General features: G+C 33.4%; 5 protein-coding genes. All 5 read right to left on the reverse strand.

The features are described from left to right. On the reverse strand, nucleotides 1–356 hold a 356-nt coding region (locus ENL20_03530), incomplete at its 3' end, for a hypothetical protein (protein ID HHE37628.1). A gap of 240 nt (nucleotides 357–596) precedes the next feature. Then, nucleotides 597–1,856: a hypothetical protein gene (locus ENL20_03535; protein ID HHE37629.1), complete on the reverse strand. Its 1,260-nt coding sequence runs from the start codon at nucleotides 1,854–1,856 to the stop codon at nucleotides 597–599. Between the two features lie 388 nt (nucleotides 1,857–2,244). Continuing rightward, complete coding sequence (locus ENL20_03540) at nucleotides 2,245–3,528, reverse strand: PDZ domain-containing protein (GenBank protein HHE37630.1); 1,284 nt, start codon at nucleotides 3,526–3,528, stop codon at nucleotides 2,245–2,247. A 194-nt stretch (nucleotides 3,529–3,722) separates the two neighbouring features. Then, nucleotides 3,723–4,196, reverse strand: a complete 474-nt coding sequence (locus ENL20_03545; GenBank protein HHE37631.1) for a hypothetical protein — start codon at nucleotides 4,194–4,196, stop codon at nucleotides 3,723–3,725. Next, on the reverse strand, nucleotides 4,189–4,731 hold the full coding sequence (locus ENL20_03550; protein ID HHE37632.1) for a sigma-70 family RNA polymerase sigma factor: 543 nt from the start codon (nucleotides 4,729–4,731) through the stop codon (nucleotides 4,189–4,191). Before ENL20_03550 ends, ENL20_03545 begins: the two co-directional genes overlap by 8 nt. Nucleotides 4,732–4,770 lie beyond the last annotated feature (39 nt).

Genomic DNA, 4,770 nt, shown 5'->3' on the forward strand with positions numbered 1-4,770 from the left:
AAAATATCCATAACTTTTTCTCTATCTTTTTTAGAGTTTGCTGATAAGTACTCACCAGGTTTAGAAAAGATATTATCAACTGACATACCTTTGAATACTGCTCCACCACTTTGAAAAACTTCAAAGTCCAAGTTTGACTTATTAATTCTTTCAGCATTTGAAGGTACATAAATTCTTGCTTTTATCCCAAGCATATTACATGCTTGAGATAATTCCTGCTGGATCAAAAGTCTTCTAAGTATTGGACTTATTCTCCTTAGGGATTCATTTTTAATATCTTTTTTTAATTCTGATGTTAGAAACAAAATATCTTCAAAAACTATCTTTAATAATCTTGAATCAATTTTTTTCCTCATAGACTATAATTCCTTTTTTTGATGAAATATGATGCTTGAAATATAATATAACATCAAAATACTTCTTATTGACCTTTGTTTCTTATCTCAAAATAATTCTTTTCCTGTCAAATGAAAAAGTAAATCAATTTACAAGGTTAAGCAAAGAACAGGATCGGTATCTTGTTTAGGTAAACTTGTTTAGGTAAACTTGTTTAAGTAAATTTGCCAAATTTTAAAAATTTTGCAAGTTTTGTTCGTTCAATTATCCTTCTTCTGTTCGAGCTTTTCAATTTTATCATGTAGTCGTTGTTTTCTCTTTTCGCTGTCCGTCAGGAATAGAGCTTTCTGATAATATTCGATCGCTTGTTTGTGATCTTCTGTTTTTTCCTTTATCCTGCCGAGACGATAAAATGAATCATAAGAAGTAATATCGATTTCCGTAGATTTCAGGAAATATTCTTCAGCAAGATCATAAAACTTCAGATCATAACAAAAATAAGCAAATCGGCTCGCAGTTTTGAAATCATTGTTCAAGATAATCCTCAATTTATCATACATTGTTTTTGCCGGAAAATCCTGATTAAGAAGTTTATATCCGAGAATTGACGGGAAACAGGATTCCGGATGTTCGGGTAAATATTCCATTGCTTTCATTGATTGCTCGATCGCTTTTTCATAATATCCGGCAATGATCAGTTTTTCAGCTTCCCAGACTTCACTCTCTACAGGAACGATCCGGTAATCGACATCATCACCATTCACAAGAACCTGAATGAAATGATAAAATCCCCCTTCTCCGGGAGTATCTGCATACAGCGGAGCACCTGCTCCTCCGGTTATGATCTGATGAAGACCATCCTTAACCGTATAATTATAAATATGGATATGACCGGCAAAAACCATATCTACCTTAGATTTTTTAAGGAGTTCCGCAAGTTCGTCTCTTTCCTCAGGAAATTTATCGAGACTTCTTCCGATATGTTCAATTTTTGGATATAAAGGTTGATGAACAAGAACGAAAATATGCTCATAAGCTTGAGCTTTCCGTAATTCATTTTGCAGCCATACTTTTTGTTTGCCTATGATCTGGTTTTCCTGGTCCGGTTCTTCACTGCTGAGGATAATAAAATAACTGTTTTCATATTTAATACTTTGAAAAGTCGGACCGAATCTATCGGTAAATTCATTTTTCAGGGAATCTACATCCACATTGTCGTGATTTCCGGGTACAATGTAAAGAGGAAAATCCATGATCTTTGCAACAACTTCTTCAAAATCATCATACATTTTGCTCAATTTCTGTCTATCTTCAGTATATCCGATAATGATATCTCCTGTTGAAAATACCAGGTCAGGCTCGAGTTCGTTTATCTTATCGAGAACTTTATAAAAGACATAAGGCTGCTCTTCGGTTGGAGGACGACTGTCTCCCATCACAACAAAACTGAAAGGTTCGGAAATAAGTATGGTTGAGATCAGTGTGAATATATATAGAGAAGCAATAATTCTTTTTTTCATTTAATTCCTCTTTTTGATTTAATTCATGATTGAAAACTTTGATTGTCTCTTCAGGTGTCAATAAGAATCGTTTTTTCTTTTGGATAGAAACTTGCCAAATCTTGAAGATTTGGCAAGTTTATTAGTTCATTCTCTCGTTCCCAAACTCCTGTTTGAGAATGCCATTGATTTCTCTCTCGTTCCCAATCCCCTGTTTGAGAATGCCATTGGATTCTCTCTCGTTCCCAAACAGAAGTTTGGGAATAAGCAATGTTCTTTTTGTTAGTATTTGTTCGTTGCTAAACTAAAGTAAAAAAGCCCTGAATAATTCAGGGCTTCTTGCAGGTTCTTCTTGTTTCTCCGATATTATTGGGAGGAGGACGAAACAAGCTTTTCAAGTAAACTTTATTTAAATGTCACCAAATTCTTCGATTTCGACATTTATTTCTTTTTGAATATGATCATCAAGGTCTTCGAGATGTTCTTTTTTCAGGATCTTGATCTTATCGATATTATCTTTTAAATGGTCAATATCTAAAAGATGCTCTTCATTCCCATCGACCCAGACCTTCAGATCACCGTCTTCGAGAAAGACTTCAACTTTATTGCTTTTAAGATCAAAATCTTTTTTCTTGGCGATCTCAACCTTAAAAGTCTTGATCTTTTTCTTTCGTTTTATTTCCAGTTCAATTTTATCTCCAACTTCTTTTTTGGAAATTGCTTTTTTGATATCTTTGACGCTATCGATTTCTTTACCATCAGCTTTCAGAATGATATCGTCTTCTTTTAGTCCTGCTTTATCAGCTGGAGAATCTTTAAAAACTTCATCTATGACAACCTTCTTCTCGATGATTTCTTCATCACCTTCTTTCTTTACTTTTTTTTCAGCTGAAAGAAGAACTCCAATATGCTTACCATCCGTATCTTCATATTTATAAACAAAAACAGATGCAGGATCTTTGTAGAAGTCGAAAACTTTGCTATCCTGATCATAAAATAAACTGAAATAATCTTCTTTTTCACCGAGTACAACATCAAAAGTTTTATATTCACCATCTCTGAATATTTTGATCTTCACTTTCTGATCAGGTTTGAGGATCTTCAGCATTTTGGTTATCTGGTCGGATGTATAGATTTTATCATCATTTATTTGCAGGATGACATCATCTTCTTGAATCCCTGCTTCATCAACCGGACCATCTTCGACTACATCTTCGATTTCAACTCCATATTTTTCTTTCAAACCGAGTTCTTTAAAATCATCTTCATCCAGATTTTCCACATAAACACCCAGGTATGCTTTCGTTTTTTTCTCCGGAACTTCCTTTTCTCCTAAAGTCAATTTAATGGTTTTTTCCTTTTTATCTCGCACAATTCTGACCTGAACTTTATCTCCGGGTTTGTGCAGGTTGATCATCTTGGTCAGCTGGTCGAGAGTATAGACTTTGTCACCATCAAATGCAATGACCACATCTTCATCTTTGAAACCTGCTTTTTCAGCAGCTTTATCTTCGATAACTTCCGTGATCAACACACCATGTTTTCCTTCGACTCCAAATTTCTCGAAATCTTTCTCATTTAGATCTTTTAGAAAAACTCCCATAAAAGCTTTGGTTTTCGCTGCCAGGGGAGCTATTATTAAGATAAGAATTAAGAAACTAACAGCGAATCTAAACATTTTTTTCTCATACATTTTTCCTCCTTATTTTTAAATACTTCATTAAGGATTCTGCATAATGTAAAATTGTCATTGCGAGGAATCTTACGAAGGAATTCTTGCAAAGCAATCTCCAGCCTTAACATCATGAACTGCCGGACTTAATGACAGCTCATTTTTCAATAATTACCCAATTATGCAGAATCCTTTTTAGTCCTCATTCATTATAATCAATGACTATCCATACTTATCAATTTTTTTCTTTTGGGTTTATCCTGATCAAACTCAGAAATTATCATTAGATTACCATTTTTGGATGAAACATATTTTCTGATGATATATGCTTTTTCCTCCTGGTAATTAGTTGGATTGATCTTGTTGACCAGTTTGGGATTATAAATAGATGTCTGACGGATGAAGTTATCGATAGGGACAAGTTCTTCTTCTTTGGATGTTCCCTCGATTTTTTCTTTTTGGAAAGCGAACCGATTAATATCATCAACGATCTTTGGTTTTAAGATCACCGAGATAATAAAAATAACAAGCAAGCAGGTAAAAGCAGTTACAAGTTTGTATCTTTTCTTATATTTCCTTTCAATACTGAAATATTTGTGCTTTAATTTTTGTCTTAATTTATTCTGAAATTCATAATTTTCAGTTTCGGGAACTTCCAATTCTAATAATCTTTCTTCAAATTTATTCATTTTTAAACTCCTCTTGCAAAGCATCTCTGAGTTTATTTATGATCCGGTGCATCCTGACCTTTACCGCATTTTCATTTTTCTTCAATATTTCTGCGATTTCTCTGTATTTCATTTTCTCGAAAAATCTTAAAGTTACTAAATTCTGTTCTTCTGTCGTTAATATTTTCATTTTTTTTCTGACGATCTCAAAATCAGGATAAGATTTTGCGACCGGAACCTGGTTTATCAAATATTCCTGATTGATCTTTGCATTTCTTTTCCTGTTCCTATAAAATTGGTTGATCTCATTTACTGCTATCCTGTAAAGCCAGGAAGAGAATGAACTTTTTTTTGAATCCAAAAAACGAAAAAGATGCAATTTGTTCATTGCCTTGAAAAAAACATTGCTGATGATCTCATTTTTGATTTGATCATCCTCGATCACTCTATGATATACAAAACTATTAATTTTAGGAAAATACTTCCGGTAAAGGAAATCAAATTCCCTGATATCTTTTTTTGCTCGAGCAATAATTCTTCTTTCAGAATCCAAAATCTTTCCTTATTTTCATTTCCATCTTCGTCTGTTTCATAG

It is taken from the genome of Candidatus Cloacimonadota bacterium (assembly GCA_011372345.1).
GTDB lineage: Bacteria > Cloacimonadota > Cloacimonadia > Cloacimonadales > TCS61 > DRTC01.

Bases quoted from the DNA above. Each gene is read 5' to 3' on its own strand.
- ENL20_03535 (HHE37629.1), bottom strand. From the start codon at position 1,856: ATGAAAAAAAGAATTATTGCTTCTCTATATATATTCACACTGATCTCA.
- ENL20_03540 (HHE37630.1), bottom strand. From the start codon at position 3,528: ATGTATGAGAAAAAAATGTTTAGATTCGCTGTTAGTTTCTTAATTCTT.
- ENL20_03545 (HHE37631.1), bottom strand. From the start codon at position 4,196: ATGAATAAATTTGAAGAAAGATTATTAGAATTGGAAGTTCCCGAAACT.